15 protein-coding genes are annotated in these 20,821 nt (G+C 50.7%); 11 read left to right on the forward strand and 4 right to left on the reverse strand.

Annotated features, from left to right (window positions below):
• Positions 1 to 9: 9 nt before the first annotated feature.
• The 4 genes from DXT99_RS09680 (at position 10) to DXT99_RS09695 (ending at position 3,629) form a co-directional block, all read left to right on the forward strand.
• On the forward strand, positions 10 to 684 hold the full coding sequence (locus DXT99_RS09680; protein ID WP_115565343.1) for a bifunctional 4-hydroxy-2-oxoglutarate aldolase/2-dehydro-3-deoxy-phosphogluconate aldolase: 675 nt from the start codon (positions 10 to 12) through the stop codon (positions 682 to 684).
• Positions 684 to 1,736, forward strand: coding sequence for a TRAP transporter substrate-binding protein (locus DXT99_RS09685; RefSeq protein ID WP_115565344.1), 1,053 nt, complete (start codon positions 684 to 686; stop codon positions 1,734 to 1,736). Before DXT99_RS09680 ends, DXT99_RS09685 begins: the two co-directional genes overlap by 1 nt.
• A 20-nt stretch (positions 1,737 to 1,756) precedes the next feature.
• Positions 1,757 to 2,251, forward strand: a complete 495-nt coding sequence (locus tag DXT99_RS09690; RefSeq protein ID WP_115565345.1) for a TRAP transporter small permease — start codon at positions 1,757 to 1,759, stop codon at positions 2,249 to 2,251.
• Positions 2,252 to 2,330: 79 nt separating this feature from the next.
• Positions 2,331 to 3,629 carry a TRAP transporter large permease gene (locus DXT99_RS09695; protein ID WP_115565346.1) on the forward strand — a complete coding sequence of 433 codons (1,299 nt, stop codon included), beginning with the start codon at positions 2,331 to 2,333 and terminating at the stop codon, positions 3,627 to 3,629.
• Positions 3,630 to 3,841: 212 nt separating this feature from the next.
• On the opposite strand, the gene DXT99_RS09700 is transcribed toward DXT99_RS09695, so the two are convergent.
• Positions 3,842 to 4,375, reverse strand: coding sequence for a TetR/AcrR family transcriptional regulator (locus DXT99_RS09700; protein ID WP_115565347.1), 534 nt, complete (start codon positions 4,373 to 4,375; stop codon positions 3,842 to 3,844).
• Between the two features lie 1,054 nt (positions 4,376 to 5,429).
• Here DXT99_RS09700 and DXT99_RS09705 point away from each other — a divergent pair.
• From DXT99_RS09705 to DXT99_RS09715, 3 genes are read left to right on the forward strand one after another with little or no spacing between them, the layout of a single operon-like run.
• The gene (locus DXT99_RS09705) at positions 5,430 to 6,563 is read left to right on the forward strand and encodes a Re/Si-specific NAD(P)(+) transhydrogenase subunit alpha (protein WP_115565348.1); all 1,134 of its coding nucleotides are present in this window, start codon (positions 5,430 to 5,432) and stop codon (positions 6,561 to 6,563) included.
• Positions 6,560 to 6,850, forward strand: a complete 291-nt coding sequence (locus DXT99_RS09710; protein WP_115565349.1) for an NAD(P) transhydrogenase subunit alpha — start codon at positions 6,560 to 6,562, stop codon at positions 6,848 to 6,850. The genes DXT99_RS09705 and DXT99_RS09710 overlap by 4 nt, the downstream gene beginning before the upstream one ends.
• A gap of 4 nt (positions 6,851 to 6,854) precedes the next feature.
• Entirely contained in the window at positions 6,855 to 8,258 is a 1,404-nt protein-coding gene (locus DXT99_RS09715) for an NAD(P)(+) transhydrogenase (Re/Si-specific) subunit beta (RefSeq protein WP_115565350.1), read from the forward strand.
• An 861-nt stretch (positions 8,259 to 9,119) separates the two neighbouring features.
• Here the strand turns inward: DXT99_RS09715 and DXT99_RS09720 are convergent.
• The 3 genes from DXT99_RS09720 to DXT99_RS09730 form a co-directional block, all read right to left on the reverse strand.
• Positions 9,120 to 12,455, reverse strand: a complete 3,336-nt coding sequence (locus DXT99_RS09720; RefSeq protein ID WP_115565461.1) for a UTP--glucose-1-phosphate uridylyltransferase — start codon at positions 12,453 to 12,455, stop codon at positions 9,120 to 9,122.
• Between the two features lie 182 nt (positions 12,456 to 12,637).
• Entirely contained in the window at positions 12,638 to 13,588 is a 951-nt protein-coding gene (locus DXT99_RS09725; protein ID WP_115565351.1) for a UTP--glucose-1-phosphate uridylyltransferase, read from the reverse strand.
• 349 nt (positions 13,589 to 13,937) lie between these two features.
• Positions 13,938 to 15,146 (reverse strand): aldose epimerase family protein, encoded by a 1,209-nt coding sequence (locus tag DXT99_RS09730; RefSeq protein ID WP_115565352.1) that lies wholly within the window; start codon positions 15,144 to 15,146, stop codon positions 13,938 to 13,940.
• Between the two features lie 451 nt (positions 15,147 to 15,597).
• Here DXT99_RS09730 and DXT99_RS09735 point away from each other — a divergent pair, with 451 nt between their 5' ends.
• From DXT99_RS09735 to DXT99_RS09750, 4 genes are all read left to right on the forward strand, one after another.
• Positions 15,598 to 16,308: an NUDIX hydrolase gene (locus tag DXT99_RS09735; protein WP_115565353.1), complete on the forward strand. Its 711-nt coding sequence runs from the start codon at positions 15,598 to 15,600 to the stop codon at positions 16,306 to 16,308.
• Between the two features lie 91 nt (positions 16,309 to 16,399).
• Complete coding sequence (locus tag DXT99_RS09740; RefSeq protein ID WP_115565354.1) at positions 16,400 to 18,133, forward strand: ribulokinase; 1,734 nt, start codon at positions 16,400 to 16,402, stop codon at positions 18,131 to 18,133.
• Between the two features lie 3 nt (positions 18,134 to 18,136).
• Complete coding sequence (locus DXT99_RS09745) at positions 18,137 to 18,835, forward strand: L-ribulose-5-phosphate 4-epimerase (protein WP_115565355.1); 699 nt, start codon at positions 18,137 to 18,139, stop codon at positions 18,833 to 18,835.
• 88 nt (positions 18,836 to 18,923) lie between these two features.
• Positions 18,924 to 20,798, forward strand: coding sequence for a sodium/sugar symporter (locus tag DXT99_RS09750; RefSeq protein ID WP_115565356.1), 1,875 nt, complete (start codon positions 18,924 to 18,926; stop codon positions 20,796 to 20,798).
• The last annotated feature ends 23 nt before the right edge of the window (positions 20,799 to 20,821 follow it).

Here is a 20,821-nt window from a genome sequence, read left to right on the forward strand (position 1 = left end):
TCATCAACCATGGCTAAATTTAGCAGAATAGAAGTAGCATTGAAAATGGCAGAAACAGGCATGGTGCCTGTCTTTTACCATGCTGAGATAGAAGTGTGCAGGCAGGTAATGGAAGCCTGCTATAAGGCGGGTGTCCGGGTATTTGAATTCACCAACCGGGGCGACTTTGCCCATGAGATTTTTGCGCAGCTGGTAAAGCACGCCCGTGCCTCCTTCCCGGAAATGATGCTGGGAGCAGGCTCTGTAGTGGACGCTCCTACGGCTGGCTTGTACATCCAGTCCGGTGCCGATTTTATTGTGTCGCCGGTTCTGAACCCGGATGTGGCGGTTGTCTGCAACAGGCGCAAAATCATGTGGGCACCGGGATGTGCTACCCTGTCGGAAATCTCGAAAGCAGAGGAACTGGGCGCTGAAGTGGTAAAGATTTTCCCTGCCCAGCAGGTAGGCGGACCCGACTACGTGGCTGCTATCAAAGGGCCCTGCCCTTGGTCGAGCATTATGCCGACAGGCGGCGTGGAGCCGAAGGAAGAAAACCTGAGAGCCTGGTTTGCGGCCGGCGTGCATTGCGTGGGCATGGGTTCTCAGCTCATCAGCAAAGACCTTATCGCCTCGCAGAACTATGCGAAACTGGAAGAACTGACACGCACCGCACTGGAAACCATCAGAAAAGTAAGAGCTAAATAATGCAGCACCACCACTACCTTTCCCCCCGAACAAACAGGCCGCTTTACAGGCATGTGCTGCTGTGCGTGGCAATGCTCCTGCTGCTGCTTACACACACCTCCTGCAAAGAAATCTCTCAAACAAAGGAGATTAAACTGGCGCATAGCCTGGAGGTGTCGCACCCGGTGCACATTGCCATGCTGCATATGGCCGAGAGGGTAAAGGAAACATCCGGTGGCAAAATGACGATAGGCATTTACCCCAACTCGCAGCTTGGCAGTGAGCGGGAGTCGGTGGAGCTGCTGCAGATTGGTAGCTTGGGCATGACGAAAGTGTCCGTCGCTACCATGGAAAGTTTCTCCCCTAACTTCAAGGTGCTGAGCTTGCCATACATCTTCCAGGACAAAACACATTACTACAATGTGCTGGATGGCGAGATTGGAGCAGACCTCCTGACAGAGGGAGAGCAGTACTGGCTCCGTGGCCTCACCTACTATGATGCCGGGAGCCGCAGCTTTTACACCTCCAAAAAACCTGTTACCAAGCCCAGCGACCTGCGAGGGCTAAAGGTAAGGGTACTGCCCAGCAACACAGCCATTGCTATGATTAATATGTTCGGAGGAGCCGCAACGCCTATCTCCACCGGGGAGATATACACAGCCATTCAGCAGGGCGTGGTGGATGGTGCCGAGAACAACCCTCCTACTTTTTACCTCTCGCGCCACTACGAAGTAGCAAAGCATTACTCCATAAACGAGCACACGATGGTGCCTGACATCCTGCTCATCAGCACCAGGGTGTGGGAAGATTTAACGCCGCAGGAGCAGCAGTGGCTACAGGAGGCGGCAGACGAATCGGCGGTGGTGCAGCGGGAGCTATGGCAGGAGGCTGAGGAGGAAGCGCTGAGAGAAGTGAAGAAGGCAGGCGTTGAAGTAACTTACCCGGACAAGGAGCCTTTTGCCAAAATAGTAGAGCCCATGTACGAGAGCTTCAAAAATGAGCCGGAGGTATATACCCTCATCCAGCGAATACGTGCTGCTGAAAAGCAGACAGCTGCGCAAGACAACAAATAGACAGACAAAACACAGCTGACATGAAGTTTAGACAAAGGCTTGACAGTACCCTATATTGGTTACTGGTTATACTGATGGGGACAATGGTGCTGAACGTACTCTGGCAGGTAGGCTCCCGGTTTATCTTGAGGTCGCCAAGCTCCATTACGGATGAATTAGCCCGGTTCCTTCTTATTTGGGTCAGCCTTCTGGGAGCCAGCTATGTAACAGGCAGAAAGATGCACCTAGCCATCGACATTCTTCCTTCTAAGCTGGAAGGCAAAAAGCAACGCAACCTGAATGTGCTGATAAATGTATTGGTGGCTGTCTTTGCCTTGTTTGCGATGGTGTGGGGCGGTATAAAGCTTGTCTACATCACGCTCACCTTAAACCAAACCTCCGCCTCCCTTAATGTTCCGCTCGGGTACGTTTACCTGGTGGTGCCGCTGAGCGGGCTCATCATCATCTATTACAGCATCATGAACCTCACGGAGAAACCCGAGGACCCGGTGGAGCTAGGTAAGGAGATAGCTTAGAGTCTGTTTACAGCTCCATCATACATAACAATTCATTTATTCTACCGGCCGGCAGGCTTCTCACCACATACAGGCTTACATGGAACTCTTAGAGATACTCGTACTGGTTATCAGCTTTGTGATTTTGCTTTCCCTTGGGGTGCCTATTGCCTTTTCCATCGGCATCTCTGCCCTGCTGACTATGTTGGTGAGCATTGCCCCGGAGGCGGCTTTTACCACACTTGCCCAGCGCATGGCAACAGGCCTGGACAGTTTTGCCCTGCTGGCCATTCCGTTCTTTATACTGGCAGGGCAAATGATGAACCGGGGAGGCATTGCCACACGCCTCATTGACCTGGCCAAGAGCCTGGTAGGCACTTTACCCGGCGGCCTTGCTTACGTGAATATTGTAGCCTGTATGCTGTTCGGCGCCATTTCGGGTTCTGCCGTAGCTGCAGCTTCGGCCATTGGCGGCATTATGAACCCAAGGATGGTGAAAGAAGGCTACTCCAGGCCTTTCAGTGCGGCTGTGAACATCACCTCTGCCACCACGGGCATGATCATCCCCCCCAGCAACATCCTGATTGTGTATTCACTGGCGAGCGGGGGTGTTTCCATTGCCGCGCTGTTTGTGGCGGGGTATATCCCGGGGCTCATGCTTGGCTTAGCCCTCATGATTGTGGCTGGCTTTATCGCTTACAAGAAAAAATACCCGGTTGGCGACAGAACCTCCCTGAAGGAGGTGTTAAAAAAGTTTTTAGATGCTGTTCCGAGCCTGCTGCTCCTCATTGTGGTGATTGGCGGTATCATAGCGGGCATATTCACAGCCACTGAGGCCTCGGCTGTTGCCGTGCTGTATACCATCATCCTTTCCATGGGTATATACCGCCAGGTTAAGGTGCGCGACCTCCCCGACATCCTGATTCAGACTGTAATCACCACATCCATTGTGATGCTGTTGATTGGCACCTCAATGGGAATGTCCTGGGTGATGTCTTATGCCAATCTTCCCCAGGCTTTTAGTGATGCACTCCTGGGCATCAGCGACAACAAAATCATCATCCTGATCATCATCAACCTGATTCTCCTGTTTGTGGGCATTTTCATGGACATGACGCCGGCCGTCCTGATTTTCACACCGATTTTTTTACCGGTTGTCACGGCACTTGGTGTAGACCCGGTTCATTTCGGCATCATCATGGTGCTGAACCTTTGCATCGGCTTGTGCACGCCGCCTGTGGGCGCCGTGCTTTTTGTGGGCTGTGGCGTAGCCGATATCAGCATCAGCAAAGTGATAAAACCGCTGGTGCCCCTGTTCCTGGCGATGGTGGTAGCCCTGCTGCTGATTACGTATGTGCCGGAACTGAGCCTTTGGCTACCAAGAGTTTTTGGTTTGTAATCATTGCTTTTCAAACAAGGTATCTCCTTCAATCTGCCATCTCTCAGCAGAAAATTAAAACACAAGAAAGCCCCCTGATGCACATCAGGGGGCTTTCTTGTGTTTTATGCAGTATACCCGGCGTTAAAAAACCGGGTTAATTCAGTGGCAGCCTTTTTACCACCTCAGCATGTTATTGCCAGGGGCAGAAGTTAGCAGCCACAAGAAAAATACTATCTTTTATATTTCGCTTTGATCAAATCGAGCATCTTCGTAAAATGCCCTTTATCTTCGTTCGTCAGGTAAAGCCTCCAGAGGCCTTCCACCAGCAACATCAGGATCTCTGTTTCTAACTCAGGCTCTTCATAACCCAACTTCTTGAAGGCACCCTCCAGTTTCTGCATCACAGAATGCGAGTAACGCATGTGGTGCTTCTGTGAGATTTCCTCGTCTACCAGGCGGAACTGCATGCGCCAGAAGTTACGCTCTTCTTCTACAAGCTTCAGGGGCATGTCCAGCACATTTTCAATGAGCTTGATCGGGTCTTCTTCTACTACCAATCCCTTACTTCTGTCCGTAATACGTCTGTAACCGGCTTTCACAACCGCCTCCAGAAGGTTATCCTTGCTGACATAGTGTTTAAAGATCAGCCCTTCCGATACTCCTGCCTCTTTTGCAATTAAGCTGGTGGGCGTAGCGTCATACCCTTTATCAGCAAAAAGGGTTAAGGCTGTTTCTAAAATGAGTTCTTTCTTTGTTTTAAGCATCTTAAAATAAAATATTTAGTCGCCTCTACTCTAATAATCTGATCTGCTACTATAGCACCTGGCCCAGGATTGAAGACTTCTCAATATAAACCTACAAATTAGATTGTAGATAAGATACTGTTCCGTCTCCCTTCTGCTACTCCAGGGTGTAGCGCATAATCAGGCATGTTGAACAGAGAGCAGGTTAATGTTTTGTATATACAAACAACCGCTCAAAAATACATACTGTGAGCGGAACAATCACACAAAAGCCTTAAATAAAAATAAGAAGACCAGTTGTGCCCTTATTTAGCATCTACTGCTAAAATGATACCAATTACCTGATGGAATGAATACTTTTAAATCCGACTTCTGCCACTGCTTTCTAGCTTCATTGCATCTTATACGGTGAGTGAAGCGAAGTATTTACAAAAAGCAAAAAACAAGGGTTAAACCGTGCGTGATTCGCATAATTATAAATTATTGCATCAGATTCTAAAATATATCTAAAATCTTCCTTTAACTAATGATAAATTTATTATATTAGCTCCATAATATTACAGCGTAACCAAGAGTACACATAAGTTTATTCCTTGAGCGGCAAACGTGCGCTTTCAGAACCTGACGGCAACTGTTTTTACTGCACTAGCACGGCTACTGCATTAAATAAAATGGGCCATATCAGCACCTGAAACCCCGCATTATGCCTTCATAAACAAAACTTAAGTCGTTCTGCGTCCGCTTCGCTTCTCAAAATCCTAATCAGCTCACTTTTCTGCAGAAGTGCTGCACGGGCTGCTTTGCTATGATCATGGCAAAATCAGGAATTCAAAGTTACAACAAATAATTAAATATATAAGCCAGGCTGAAGCCGGGATTATTTCATTCCACAGGCATGAGTGCCGTTGAAATGAGATAATGCCAGATTTTTCATCTAAGTAAAACACAAGAGAACCTGCCTGTACGCTTTTGACTTAGGCAAGCATCGTCTATTTCATCTGCGGGCTAAGTAATGTCTGGCCGATTAATCTGATTCATAGAAATACATAAGAGTTATAACTTAACACATTTAGCCTTGAACATAGCAGTACTTAAAGAGAGCAAAGCATCCGAAAGAAGGGTAGCTCTTACACCAGATGTAGTGAAATCACTGTCCAAAGCTGGCTTTAAATGCGGCATCGAAAGCGAGGCCGGCGTGGCATCAGGTTTTTATAACAAGGCCTATGAGGCTGCGGGAGGGCTTATTTTCCCGGACAGAGCCGCCTTGCTAGGAGATGCCGATGTGCTCCTGAAGGTGAACGCGCCAACGGCAGATGAGCTGCAACTGCTGCGCGACGGCAGTGCCCTGATCTCCTTCCTTTACGCCTACACAGTACCGGAACTGGTGGACTTGTGCCTTCGCAAGAAGATAAGTGCCTTTGCCATGGATGCTGTTCCTCGCATTTCCCGTGCGCAGAAGATGGATGCCCTCAGCTCCCAGGCGAATTTGGGTGGCTATAAGGCGGTGCTGTTGGGGGCCAACGCCCTGGGCAAAATCTTTCCGCTCATGATGACGGCTGCCGGCACCATCACCCCTGCCCGGGTACTTATTTTTGGGGCCGGTGTGGCAGGTCTGCAAGCTGTTGCCACCGCCAAACGCCTGGGTGCAGTGGTAGAGGTGACGGATGTGCGGCCTGAAACAAAAGAGCAGGTAGAGTCTTTGGGAGGCCGCTTTCTGGAGGTGCAGGCAGAAGGCGTGAAAACAGAAGGCGGTTATGCCAGCGAAGTATCAGCCGAGTACCTGCAAAAGCAAAAAGAGCTTGTCTCCCGGCATGTGGCCGATGCCGACATTGTCATTACCACGGCGCTTGTTATTGGTAAAAAGGCGCCGCTGCTGGTAACAGCAGAAATGGTGGAGAGCATGAAACCTGGTTCTGTTATAGTGGACATGGCGGTGGAATCGGGTGGCAACTGTGCATTGAGCGAGTTTAATAAAACCGTTATCAAGCATGGCGTCACGATCATTGGCGAGTCTAATTTACCCGCCATGGTACCGGTGAACGCCAGTGAGCTTTACGCCAAGAACATCAGCACGCTTCTCCTCCACCTGGCCACCAACGAAGGCTTTAAATGGGAGATGGAAGAAGAGGTTACCAAGGGCTCTCTGATCACACACCAGGGCGAGTTAGTACATCCGTTTACAAAGGAAATTTTAGCGAAAACAGTATGAATGCAGAAAGTTTAATTGTACTCCTTTATGTGCTGGTGCTAGCCAGCTTTGTAGGCTTCGAGCTTATTTCTAAGGTGCCCCCTACCCTGCACACCCCGCTTATGTCAGGGTCAAACGCCATCTCAGGTATCACCATTGTGGGCGCTATTGTGGCGGCCGGCCCTGAAGACATGTCGGTGAGCAAATGGCTGGGAATTGCTGCGCTGCTGCTGGCCACCCTCAACGTGGTGGGGGGCTATGTGGTGACAGACCGCATGTTGCAGATGTTCAAAAAGAAAAAGAAGTAAGCACATGGAGAGAGATTTAATTATCAAGATAGCATATCTGATCGCCTCTGTGCTGTTTATTGTAGGCATCAAAATGCTGGGCAAAACGTCCACGGCACGCCGGGGAAATTTCATTTCTGCGGTGGCCATGCTCATCGCCATCCTCGTGACCCTGCTCGACAGACAGGTGCTGAGCTTCACAGAAATTTTTGTCACCATACTTGTTGGCTCCGTGATTGGCACTGTGATTGCGCAGCGCGTAGAAATGACATCTATGCCGGAAATGGTCGCCATCTTCAACGGATTTGGTGGTGCTGCATCCGTACTGGTGGCTACCTCTGAATACTGGCGCATGGCACATGATGCCGGTTACAGCATGGAAGTGGTGGTAGGTGTGACGATTGTTATAAGTGTTATCATTGGCTGCGTTACCCTGACGGGTTCGCTGGTGGCCTTCGGTAAACTGAAAGGCCTCATCAACGGCAGAGCGATTATGTTTACCGGGCAGCATGCCCTGAATGCCATCCTGTTCTTAGGTGCCCTGGCCCTGTCTGTACTGGTGGTGCTGGAGCCGAACGTGGAGTTATGGATGATGGGAGTATTGTTTATAGCCCTGCTATTGGGCGTGCTCGTTGTCATCCCTATTGGTGGGGCCGATATGCCGGTGGTTATCTCCCTGCTGAACTCGTATTCTGGTATTGCCGCCTGCGCCACGGGCTTCGTGCTCAACAACCAGGTACTGATTATAGCGGGTGCCCTGGTGGGTGCATCTGGTATCATCCTTACCCAGATTATGTGCAAGGCCATGAACCGTTCTTTGGTCAACGTGCTGCTCGGCGGTTTCGGCCAGACGGGTTCTGCGGCCACTACCGATGGCGGTGAAGAGATAGTGGTAAAAGAGGTGGGCGTGGAAGAAACAGCCATGCTGTTCGACTCAGCCTCATCTGTTATCATTGTGCCAGGTTATGGCATGGCTGTAGCACAGGCCCAACACATTGTGCGTGAGCTTTCTGACATGCTGGAACGCAGAGGAACCTCTGTGAAGTTTGCCATACACCCGGTGGCGGGCCGCATGCCCGGGCACATGAACGTATTGTTGGCAGAAGCCAATGTGCCTTACGACAAGCTGATTGAAATGGACCAGATCAACGATGAATTCGCCAACACCGACATCGCCCTGATTATTGGTGCCAACGACGTGGTAAACCCCGCCGCCCGCACAAACCCCGGCAGCCCGATTTATGGTATGCCGGTGCTGAATGCAGATAAAGCGCGTACTGTGATTGTTTGCAAACGCGGTATGAGCGCTGGCTATGCCGGCATTGAGAATGAGTTGTTCGGCTATCCGAATTGCCTGATGCTGTTCGGAGATGCCAAATCCTCTATGACCAAAGTAGTAGGTGAACTGAAAGAGCTGATGCCAGCGTAGCAGTTTAACAATAGGTTTTATGAGAACAGCCTCACGACTAGAAATAGTCGTGAGGCTGTTCTCATTTTATGGCTACTTCTAAAAACAGTTTTTAATCATATCACATTATGTCAATTCCATAGCACCTTTTCTTAGGTACCGGGTCAAACCACCCCTGTCCCTCCTGGGGGTGCAGGGGCCCCCTTTAGAGTCCAAGGATGGGGGTCTGCTTTTTAGGCCGCATTAGGCCTCTTCCATTGCTAAGGCTTTATTTCTAGAGTATATCACCCAAAACCAGCAAGCACGGAGTGAAATAGTTTCCAGTCTTTGGGTTGAGCGCCTTGTATTTGATGTGGTGCCGAACGAAGTGAGGCAGCCCGCAGCGGAGCTAAAGAGGGCCCCTTCCCCCGGCAACTTCAAATGCACAGCGCGATGCCCTTATAGAGGGCCCCTACCCCCAAGACGAGGCCTCTCGGCCTTGAGAGCAAAGGAGATAAGATGGAAAAGGCTGCTCATGAGCCGCTGGACAAGCTTAAACTACGGTAGCTTAGACAAAACGGAAGTAGCTCAATCAAAAGTGGCATAAACAAGGTTCTAAGCATGCAAAACCGATTGGCAGTTACCTATTGTGCAGTCAGAAAAAACAATCCTATCAAACAGCTGTTCCTTATCAGATAAATAAACTTTAAAATATGGATCCTTTTAAAATAATTAAATTTCTGGCTATTCCGGCGGCCGTGGTTGTACTTGGTTACCGGGTTGTGCTACTGATAAAAGAGTCAAAAAGCTAAAAAGGTGGGAGTCTAACGGCTCCCACCTTTGCTTTTCCCTTTGCAGATGCTATATAAACAGTAATAACAATCAGAGAAATCCAGTGCTTTATCAAGCAAACGTACCCAGTGAAGCGACATAGGCCTTGCTGCCATCCGTTACCCACGAGTCCAGCTGTGCAGGGTCTTTCATTTGCTGCCCCCTGTACCTTGGCACCGCAATATACCCGCACTTCACATCAGCCAGGGCTGACATATCGCTCCAGAGCTTTTCGATTTGCGCTACCGGGTAAATGTCCTCCTGCCCGTGCCCCCAACGGTATTTTACATCTTTGATGGTCACATAAGTTGGTATACGCTGCGCCACGCTTCTCACGGCTTTTGCCAGCTGCGCCTCGTCCCCTTTCTGCAGATCTGCACGCGTCAGCCCGAACAGTTTCAACAGCGGATCAATCTGTATCCAGGTGGTCATGGAGTTGTAGTAGCTCAGGTTTAGCTCGTCTTCCTCGCGCGGTTGCGCCAGGCCTTCCAGCAAGCGCACGTAGCCATTCACACTGGCCAGTCCACCTCCCCTGTCCTCGATGCGGCGGGGTACCACCTCAAACGTCAGCGCATTCTCTGACTCCAGGTGATAACCCAGGGCAGCCGGGTTCACATCCGCCCCCAGGGTATCAATGTTGTGCAGCATAATGGTTTCCAGCTGCGGCTGCTCCTCCAGGAGTTTGGCAAGGGTGCCGTTGCGCAGCAGGTTCGACACCTCGTACCAATGGCCGAGTGGCGAAAAGCGCTGAGCTGCAATGTTATCGACATAATCAGTGCCCTCTCCCTTCGATTTAGCCCAGTTGATCATGCTCTGCCGCACGGCATCCCGCACCTTCTGTTTGTTCTCGTCCAGCGTTTCCTGCGGCATCTCTTCCCACATAAAGCGCAGGTCGCGCTCCATCGGCACAAAACGCTGACCAATAGAACGCCCTTCAGACAAGTAAATAGATCCGTCGTAGCCGAAGTTCTGCGTCTTCTCCAACTGCTTTCGGATAGGTGCCTGCGTCAGGTAGCTGGTGGCTACTATATGTGGGATTCTGGCATCATACTTTTCCGCCACTTTACGGGTTTTGGCCATGTGAATCTCCAGGAAGCTGCGGTGCTCCCCTTCAATTTCCACAAACGGATTAAGCGCTTTTATCACACCCGCTCCTTTGGTCCAGCGGCTACCCACACCGGCTGCCAGGCTCATCACGGCTACTTTGCCTGCCCTTATGGCTTCCTCACCTGTCTTTTCGGTAGGGCTTAGCTCCTCCAGGTGCACAATATCCTCAGGCCGAACATCTTCTATAGAAGTCTCGGCGGCCAAACGGTTACGCGACAAGCCGATGCGGCCTTTTTGCAACTCCTCCCGTATGTCTTCGTGCTGTATGTAATCGAAGCCGTTTTCTCTTTTGATTTTTTCCGCTTTTTCGTTTTCCACACTGCGGTTACCCTGCGAAGACGGGTCAGACACTTTAAACAAATTGCTGACAATGGTGCGAAGCAGCGGGTACGCCAGGTTATTTTTTTCGCAGTACGTAGTAAACAAATCAATTTCAGCGCGGCGGATGTACGAAACGGTCGTCGGGTCTTTTCGAACCAGCTCTGACACATGAATGGCATAATACTGCTCCGGCATCAGTGACTCGTTTCCTTCATGCAGTGTCGCCCAGGTACCTTTCGGGTTGATGCTCCAGTTATACACCACTGGTTCCATGGCAAATGGCAGGGAGTCCGACAGCTCGTTCTTGGTTTGGCGGAGAATATCCAATACGCCCGTTTTATATTCCTCGTGTCGCTCGGGGTTTACAAACATACCCATTCCGCCGCCGGACATGCCGCCCAGCATCAGGAAACCATAGTAGTCTTCCCCAAAGGCTTTTTTGGCTTTAGCGATGATCTGCTCTGTAAAGTAAGTAGATGCCCACGGGATAATTGTTTTGATGGGCTGCTCCCAATTACGGGCTGTGTTAGCACCTAATTTCCGAATGTCTCCCTCCCGAATAGCTCCCAGGATGTTATCGAATATCTGGTTTGTCTGCTGCCGGGCCGCCCACTCCTTCTCTCCTCTGAGCAGATACTTCTCCGTTACCATCTCCAGGATAGGCCCTACGTTGGAGGCCATCCCCCCGTGCATCAACACCAGCGAATTGATAATCTTATCAGCTATTTCCGGATGCACTTCTTCGCCCTGCAGCACGCGGTGGCGCGGAAGCAGCGTTCCCCTGCTGATGCCGTTTTCCGGATCGCCTTCCTGCGCAAAAGTGCCCTGTATAGCTTTGATACCCGGCCATACGCCGCCGGAATCCTGCCATCCACCGCCAGAGCCTCCAATCCACTCGCCAAGTATAGCACGTGACGCTACCAGACGTCTTTCGCTCTCTTCCAGGCCGCCCTCCAGCTTCTGTGTCTGGCCAGTGGCACGCATTAGCAGACTGATGATGGAGCCCAGGAGATTAGTGGAAACGGCAAAGCGGGAGCCTTTCGGTATATCGTTTACTTTGGTGACTAACTCAATACCCATACCCGGTGCCACGATACGGGCCAGGATTTCGGGCAAAGACTGATTTGTTCCCTCAAACGAAGGGGGAATAAGCCCCGATGCAATAACACCGGCTTTCACCAGGCTCAGATAGTCGTTCCCGAAATTGAACAGGTCTGCCAGGTCGTGTATGTCTTTCGTCGTATTCAGGTCGATACTCGTCAGGCGCAGCACCGGCTCCGGAATAACGCGCACATAACTGTGCAACGGCGGCCGGATGTCCTTGTCACGACCAAAAACGCCTAAGTTGATGGATACGTTGATGACGCGCGCTCCTTCCGGATAATCCATTCCCAGGAAAAATATATCAGACCAGCCGCTGTGCGTCAGGTCCATACGCACGGAGGTATGCTCGTGCAGGATGGGGTAAAAGAGTGAGTTGTCCTGCCGCTCCAGCAGCTTTGGGTGTATCCGGATTGGGTGCTCCTCCTGGTGTCCCACCCGGAACATCCACTGGTTTCCTTTGCTGGAACGCACGCTTTTCCGCACCTGGTCTGCCAGTATCTGGAACGACAACTGGTGGTAAGCATCGGCCAGGGCACTGAACAGGGCTGCATTCGGTCCATGTTTGTCCAGTTCCTGCAGAAAAGTAGCAATGGCATGCTCGAAGCGCCGGGCCAGCAGGTCCTCGAAACCAGCATAGGAGATCTTCCCGACAGCTGGCGTTTCTTTCGCCTCCATCAGGAAGAAACGGAAGCCAGCATATAAAAAGAGGATGGCTCTTACTTTCTCATACAGGTTAGGTGTGGTTTTCCGGAAAGCGTCCAGTTCGCGCATAGCCGCCAGCAGTTCCCTTACAGACAGCTTCTGGCTTATCTCAAAAAAGGAGCGGTTGCGTTCGGCGGCATCCGAAGAAGTAATGGTTTGAATAAAGATGTTCATGTTGCTTTGGTCTCGCAGCACTATATGGCCCGCTGATGAAGGGTAGCAGCAGGCAGATTTATTTTTTGATTCAGGTGCGGATGCTTTCATCAGTTGATTACAACCAGCTTTTCACCCACCCCTACCCCTCCAGGGAGGGGTAGGGGTGGGTTATTTGATCCGCAGTTAATTCTAAATAAAGCTTAACTAGACTTCCGGCTGTTAGCTTCAGCAAGCAAATCCACCATAGAAGTCAGTGTCTCGTCGTGCGCCTGCCCTGCCAGTCCCAGTGCAATCTGCGCCTGCAGCCAGCCAAGCTTTTTGCTCAGGTCGTAGCGGTTCCCTTTCACTTCCTGGGCAAGGTATTTATCCGTTTCGGCAAGTTCCTGCAGCGCTGGCGTGAGCAGAATGTTGCTGCCGTCGCGGGCGACGTGCTTCTCCAGTATATCGAAAACAACAGGCGTAAACACGTGCATCCCGAAAAAGCACAGGTAGTAACCTACACGTAGTCCGGGCGTCTGCAACTCCAGTTCCGCCACACTCAGAGAGGGTTTCTCTATAATTTTATCGATTTGGTAAACGCCTGCGTTGCCGGGCAACTGTTTACCGGTAAGCGTGCCGTAGCGGCCTATCTGGTGCTCGATGGTTGGGTTTACGGCCGACACCGAACAGTTCTCCTGTGAGGCAAGCTCTATCAGCTGCGCAGCACAACGTTTCTGAAGCAGGTTAGACACATACAGGTAATCACCTAAAAGCAGCAGGAAAGGCTCGTTGTTTACAAAATCGCGGGCGCAGTATACCGCATGCCCATACCCTAAAGGCTCCTCCTGCTCTGCAAACTGAATACGGCTCAGCAACTGGTCTATTTTTTCAGCTTCCTCTTTCGCCCAATCCACACCTTTAAAAGACTTTACCAGGTTATCCCGCAAAGAAGCAAAGGCGCTGATGTAACGTTCCCCGTCGCCCGGAGCACAAATCACACAAAGCTCTTCAATACCACTGGAAAAGGCTTCTTCTGCAATAATTTGAATGACCGGTTTATGCAGCCCGTCGATATCAATAATCGGAAGCATGGCTTTCTGAATGGTATCGGCAACAGGGTATAACCTCTCGCCACGGGCAGCCGCGGTGATGACAGCTTTTTTGATTTTCATGTTTTATAGGTGATGTTCCAGAACTTAAAGATATTCTTAATTTGGAGAAGAAGCGTACTCGAATGCACTGTTCCCTGAAAATTTAAATTGTTTACACAGCTCATACCATTGCAGCCACTTACCTGCCAGAATGATACCTTCACAATTGTATTCTGCTACCACACCCATCTAAAACAGCGCAGTTTGCCAGATAGAGCCAATGAACGGACAGCTTCTAATATTGTTTCAAACCTATACAAAGGAGCTCCTTGAGAATAAGGTTCTCAGATGACAAAGAAGGAATAAAAAAACAGAGGTTGCTACACAAAAAAGCCACCTATTACAGGTAGCCTTTTTGTGTAGCTTAATTTTATTCTCCGTTATCTCTTACAGAAAACTTGTAGACGGTTGTCGACTCGTAAGTCTCCCCCGGCTCCAGGGTAGTGGAGGGAAAGTCCGGCTGGTTGGGAGAGTCCGGGAAGTGCTGTGTCTCCAGGGCAAAGCCGTAGTGCTTTTTGTAGGTTTGGTTGCCGCTGCCGGTGATGGTGCCGTCCAGGAAGTTACCGGAGTAGAACTGAATGCCCGGCTCTGTGGTGAAGACCTCCATCACACGCCCGCTCGTGGGTTCATACACCGTGGCTGCCTTTGTGAGCTCTCCCTCCGCTCCGTTCAGCACGTAGTTGTGGTCGTAGCCGCCGCCCTCCACCTGGTTCACGCGCGCGCCTATTGTCTGCGGCTCCCGGAAGTCCATCACCGTGCCCTCCACATCGCGCAGCTCGCCAGTGGGAATAAGCGACTCATCCACCACCGTATACTTGTCTGCGTTGAGCGTCACCACGTGCTCCAGCGCGTCCTCTGCCTCGCCTGCCGCCAGGTTGAAATAGCTGTGGTTGGTCAGGTTCACCGGCGTGGCCTTGTCGGTGGTGGCCTGGTAATCGATGCGTATCTCGTTGTCGTCTGTGAGGGTGTAGGTGACGGTGCTGGTAAGCGTGCCGGGGTAGCCTTCCTCCCCGTCCGGGCTCACATACGTCAGCCTGAGTGCGTTCTGCCCCGGCAGGGGCTCTGCCTCCCACATTACCTTGTCAAAGCCCTTGTCGCCCCCGTGCAGGTGGTGCTCGCCGTTGTTGGTGGCCAGTTGGTACTCCTCTCCATTGAGTGTGAACCTGCCCTGGGCGATGCGGTTGCCGTAGCGCCCCACAATGGCCCCGAAGTAAGGGCCGCTCTTCACATATTCCGGGCTGTGGTAGCCGGCAAGGCTGTCGAAGCCCAGCACCACGTCTCCCAACTCACCCTCTCTGTCCGGGGTGAGCAGCGAGGTGATGGTGGCCCCGTAGTTGGTTATCTGCACCTGCATGCCCTGCGCGTTGGTGAGGGTGTAGAGGGTGGCTTCTTCTCCTTCAGGTGTTGTGCCGAAGGGCTCCTGTCTGATGTCCATTTCTTGCTGTTGGTCTGTTGTGGCTGTTATTTCTGTGTTGTCTTCTGTGGCTTCCTGGCCTGAGCAGCCCGCAAGGCTGCCGGCGCCGATGCTCCCCACTGCCGTCAGCAGCAGAAGACGCCTTCTGAATGATGTCTTTTTCATGTCAGTTTTTGGGTGTGTTGATTAAGTCGAATTTATAAAGTTATAAATAGATATTAAAAACCGGCCTTTGTTTTATACATCTTTATATACTTTTCAATATTTACTGTAAAGCAGCGGCATCCTTAGCAGGCCTCCCGGCAAACCTGAAAAAGCAAACCAGCTTCACTTATTTTTATTGTAAGGCAAAGGCAGAAAGCTAGTTGGACTTCAACAAAGAGACACACAATTCCTAACTTAGCCAGCAAGACTTCTGTGCCCGGAGGAGAAAACCAGCCCGAACAGGAATAGAACCCCGCAGCTGTATTCCATTAAGAGTCTTTTTCACACATGTTATCAGGAGAAGCAGCCGGTTACCGTTTTCATTTGTAAACTTTATAACTATATTGTCATTAATTTCTTAAACACGAATTGTTGGTGCACACAAAGCATCATTTAGGCAAAAAGTTTATACATGATCAAATACTTAGGCCAGACGAGACTATTGGTTGCCGTCGATTGTATCATTTTTGGGTTTGATGGTGAGCACTACAAGCTCTTACTTATACAGCGAGGCTTTGCGCCAGAAAAAAAGCACTGGAGTCTGATGGGTGGCTTTGTTCAGCCTAATGAGAGCCTGAAAAAAGCCGCCGACCGCATTCTGAAGCAGCTAACAGGCCTGGAAAATGTGTACATGGAGCAGCTGCATACCTTTGGAGAGCCTAACCGCGACCCGGTGGAACGAACTATTGCTGTTACCTACTTTGCTCTGGTAGATATACAGAAGTATGAAAAGCAGCTGAGCAAAGAGTATCATGCGGAGTGGTTCTCTTTAAATGAAATGCCTGAGCTTATCTTTGACCACGACGAGATGGTGGAAATGGCCAAAAACAGGCTCCGTTATAAAGCAGCCCTGCACCCTATTCTGTTTGAGCTCCTGCCCGAGAAGTTTACTTTCCCGCAACTACAGGCACTTTATGAAGGGCTTTACGACACAAACTTTGACAAAAGAAACTTCAACCGTAAACTTTTGTCCACCGGATTATTTGTGAAGCAACAGGAAAAAGACAAAGAAAACTCTAAGAAAGGAGCCTACTATTATAAACTGGACCAGAACAAGTACGTGGACGATTTTCAAGCCTTCCTGAAGTTTATCCCTAACCCGGAGAAATTCCTGACTTCTTAATAAAAGACCAGCTGATAGAATCACTTCGCAATTTTTTATTTCCAAATAATAAGTGTTAATTTGACACAGTTATAACTTAACACCTGGCATCGTGAATAAAGACCAATATGTTATCGGGGTAGACTACGGCACTGACTCCGTACGCTCTGTACTCGTAAATGCCCTGAACGGGCAGGAAGTTTCCTCCTCTGTATATTATTATCCCCGCTGGAAAAAGGGGGATTACTGTATAGCTGAGAAGCAACAGTTCCGGCAGCACCCACTGGATTATGTGGAAGGACTGGAGCAGACAATTAAAGACTGCCTCGCCCAGGCCGGAGACAAAGTACCGGCCTCTGCCGTGAAGGGAATCTCTGTCGACACCACAGGCTCTACTCCTGTTGCCGTAGATAAAACGGGTACTCCCCTCGCGTTGCTACCGGAATTTAAAAGCAACCCCAACGCCATGTTCGTCCTCTGGAAGGACCATACCTCCGTGAAGGAAGCGGAGCAAATCAATGAGCATGCCGCCAAATTCGACGCCAATTACCTGCAGTACGTGGGCGGTATCTATTCTTCAGAATGGTTCTGGGCAAAACTGCTGCACATTCTGCGCGTGGATGAGCAGGTGCGTGCTGCCTGCTACTCCTGGGTGGAGCACTGCGACTGGATGACCTTCCTGCTGATGGGCGGAAACGATGTGATGCAGATGAAGCGCAGCGTGTGTGCTGCCGGCCACAAGGCCCTATGGGCAAAAGAGTTCGAAGGGCTACCGCCGGAGGAGTTCTTTTCTTCCCTGGACCCGCTGCTGCAAGGCTTCACCGACAGGCTTTTCAAAGATGCCTATCCTTCTGACCAGCCTGCCGGCAACTTGAGCCAAGAATGGGCAGACAAACTAGGGCTTTCTACAGACGTAGTGGTGGGCGTAGGAGCGTTTGACGCGCATATGGGAGCCGTAGGCGGACAGATTGAGCCGTACTACCTCAGCAAAGTAATGGGCACCTCTACCTGCGACATGCTGGTGGCCCCTATAGAAGAAGTGGCAGACACATTAGTGCGCGGCATCTGCGGCCAGGTACCAGGTTCTGTTATCCCGGGCATGATGGGCCTCGAAGCAGGTCAATCTGCCTTCGGCGACACCTATGCCTGGTTTAGGAAGCTAATGCTATGGCCGGTGCAGAATCTTCTCTCCCAGTCTCAAATTATATCCCCTGAAACAGCCGAAGCACTTGTACAGGAAATATCTGATAAAATAATTCCTGAGCTAACCAGGCAGGCAGAGCAGTTGCCACTGACGGAAGAAAGCGAGTTCGCCATCGATTGGTTTAATGGGCGCCGCACCCCAGATGCCAACCAAGTGCTGAAAGGCGCTATTTTCGGTTTAGGCCTTGGAAGTGATGCACCGCGCGTGTTCAGAGCCCTGGTTGAGGCCACCTGCTTTGGCGCGAAAAGTATTGTAGACCGCTTTAAAGAGCAGGGAGTTCCTGTGAAAGGGCTGATTGGCATGGGCGGTGTGGCCCGTAAGTCGCCTTACATCATGCAGATGATGGCCGACGTAATGGACATGCCGATTCGTATTCACCGTTCAGAACAGACCTGTGCCATTGGCGCCGCTATGTTTGCCGCCACCGCTGCCGGAATTCACCCGCGCGTGGAGGATGCCATGGCTGCCATGGGGCAGGGCTTTGATGCGGAGTATCATCCAAACCCGGAGCGCACAAAGATTTATGCGGAGCGCTACCTCCAGTACCAAGCCCACGGCGCCCTGGTGGAGCAGGAGACGGTGCCTGAGAAGCCAGCGCCAACCGATGTGCAGGAAAAAGTTGTAAGACAGAACCCATCTTAAGTTATGAGCAAGTACAGACATATACAGGAAGAAGCGTACGAGGCCAACATGCAGCTGCCGAAGCTGGGGCTCGTGCTCTTTACCTTCGGAAACGTAAGCGCAGCAGACAGAGAACTGGGCGTATTCGCCATCAAACCAAGCGGCGTCCCTTACGAGGACCTTACCGTAGACAGCATGGTGATAGTAGACTTTGACGGCAATACCGTGGAGGGAAACCTACGCCCTTCTTCAGACACCAAAACACACGCGGTGCTTTACAAGCACTGGGATAAAATAGGCGGTATTGTGCATACCCACTCCACCTATGCCACTTCCTGGGCACAGGCGCAGCGCGATATCCCGATTTACGGTACCACGCACGCCGACCATAACACAGTAGACATCCCCTGCGCCCCGCCCATGAGCGACGAGATGATACAGGGCAACTATGAGTATGAAACAGGTTTCCAGATAATGGATTACCTGAAGGAGAAGGGGATGAGTTACGAAGAGGTGGAAATGGTGCTGGTAGGGAACCATGCGCCCTTTACCTGGGGTAAAACGGCCAAAAAGGCAGTGTATAACAGTGCGGTACTGGAAGAGGTGGCCCGTATGGCTTACCTGACGGAGCAAATCCGGGGGGATGTACCGCGCCTACAGGATTCGCTCATTAAAAAGCACTTTGAGCGGAAGCACGGGCCAGACTCCTATTATGGCCAATAGAAGGTTTCTTCCATAATATATAGCATAAGTATATTCCTGAAAAATATAATTCCATTATATTGAGGGCTCTAAACTAAACCATCATTAAATGACCGCCGGATTCTCTACACTTGATTATGTAATTTTCGTCGCGTACGCCATCGTCATTCTCTTTATGGGACTATGGGTATCGAGGACAAAAGAAGGTACTGAAAAAACCGCCCAGGAATACTTTCTGGCGGATAAATCACTCACCTGGTGGGCAGTGGGTGCCTCTCTTATTGCCGCTAACATTTCTGCTGAGCACTTTATCGGAACCTCCGGCTCCGGCTATGCCATCGGCCTGGCCATTTCCGCTTATGAGTGGTTAGCAGCCGTTGCGTTGATTATTGTAGCAAAGTATTTCCTGCCTGTTTTCATCGAAAAGGGCATTTACACCATGCCGCAGTTCCTGAACGAGCGCTTTAATCGTGGCGTGAGTACGGCTTTCGCTGTTTTCTGGCTGCTGGTATACGTGTTCGTGAACCTTACTTCTGTAAGTTACCTTGGTGCCCTGGCACTGGAGCAGATCATGGGTATTCCGCTTGTTTACGGCATTATAGGAGTGCTGCTTTTCTCTGGTATTTACTCTATCTACGGAGGTCTGGAGGCAGTAGCCTGGACAGACGTGGTGCAGGTGGTGGTGCTGATAGGCGGTGGCCTTTTCACTACTTACCTGGCACTGGACGCTGTAGGAGACGGAGAGGGTATGTTTGCCGGTCTGGCCAATCTTTATACAGGTGCCCGCGAGCACTTTACCCTTATTGTTCCGGAAGGGCACATTATGGTGCCAGACGGACAGGGAGGAACAAGAGACGCCTTTAAAGACCTTCCGGGTGTAGCGGTGATTGTGGGGGCCATGTGGGCTACCAACCTGGGCTACTGGGGCTTTAACCAGTACATCATCCAGAAAGGTCTTGCTGCCAAAAGCATAAACGAGGCAAAAAGAGGTCTTCTCTTTGCCGGCTACCTGAAGATTCTGATGCCTTTTATCGTGGTTATTCCGGGTATCGCTGCTTACGTGTTGATCAATGAATATCCTGCTGAACAACTTGCTGCTATTCTTGGCTCGACTGTAGAGGAAGTAGGTAGCATCCAGAAATCAGATCAGGCTTATCCGTGGTTACTGAAGAACTTCGTACCATCCGGTATCAGGGGGCTTGCTTTTGCTGCACTGGCCGCAGCCATCGTTTCTTCGCTGGCTTCTATGGTAAACAGTACCTCTACCATTTTCACGATGGATATTTACCGCCCTTACTTTAAGCCGGATGCAACAGGCCGCCAGTTAGTAAGAGCAGGACGAATTGTGGCAGTTGTTGCACTCCTGATCGCCATGACCGTGGCTCCTCAGTTAAGCTCCCTTGACCAGGTATTCCAGTACATACAGGAGTACACCGGTTACATTTATCCGGGTGTGCTGGTGGTGTTTGGCATGGGACTGTTCTGGACGCAGATTACACCTAATGCTGCTCTTTGGACAGCGATTGCCACCATTCCGGCTGGTATCCTCTTCAAAATTACAGCTCCTGATATGCCGTTCCTGATGCGCATGGGCTATGTGTTTATCATCCTCTGCGTTATCGCCTCAGTTATCTCCTTCATGGAGAAGGGCCACAAGGTAAGCGTAGCGCTTCCTGAGCCGGCAAGGCAGCGAAAGATTGCCGGTTACTCTTACTTCTTCTTAGCACTTGGCGTTATCACGTTAATAGGAACTGCGGTTCTTGCCGGAGAGTACAGCTACATAGGCATAGAGTCTGCTTACTTCCTGGGTGTTTTCTTCATCATGCTGGGCATTATTCTATACACCAATGCTAAAATGACGGTAGCCGACAAAAAGGCCATTGTTTCGGACCCTGTGCTGTTCAATACAGGCACACCGTTTAACATAGGCGCAGCCGGTATCATACTCATCATCGGCCTGCTTTACTACTTCTTCTGGTACTAAGCAGATAACCTAAGAAGGCGTTG

It is taken from the genome of Pontibacter diazotrophicus (genome assembly GCF_003367245.1).
GTDB lineage: Bacteria > Bacteroidota > Bacteroidia > Cytophagales > Hymenobacteraceae > Pontibacter > Pontibacter diazotrophicus.